The 339-nt window shown below is 68.1% G+C and carries 1 protein-coding gene; it reads right to left on the reverse strand.

Going from position 1 to position 339, the window contains the following annotated elements; all coding sequences use genetic code 11:
• On the reverse strand, positions 1–313 hold a 313-nt coding region (locus tag CWC38_RS11895), incomplete at its 3' end, for a DUF7134 domain-containing protein (protein ID WP_439108844.1).
• Positions 314–339 lie beyond the last annotated feature (26 nt).

A 339-nucleotide genomic window follows, 5' to 3' on the forward strand; every position in this document is an offset into this window, starting at 1 on the left:
GGGTGGGTGCGAGCTTGACCGCGGTGTAGACCACGCACGGCACGGCCCACAGGCACAGCCCGATGGGTGCCACGTTGAGCACCAGCAGGCTCACCAGGCTCAGCGTGCCCACGCAGTAGGCCGTGGCCACGGGGTTCACGCGCCGGAAGAACAGTGGGATCCAGCACGCGAGCGTGCACCACCACGTGCGGGTGTCCCCCAGGGAGAGCGCGGAGAAGAACACCGTGACCAGCCCGCCCAGGACCACGAGCACGGCGTTGCTCTGGTGGGGGTGGTTCTCCACCCAGCGGGCGAGTCGGATGTGTGCAGCCATGACGTTTGGAAGCCTATCCGCCACCT

Source organism: Kocuria tytonicola (genome assembly GCF_003687455.1).
GTDB lineage: Bacteria > Actinomycetota > Actinomycetes > Actinomycetales > Micrococcaceae > Kocuria > Kocuria tytonicola.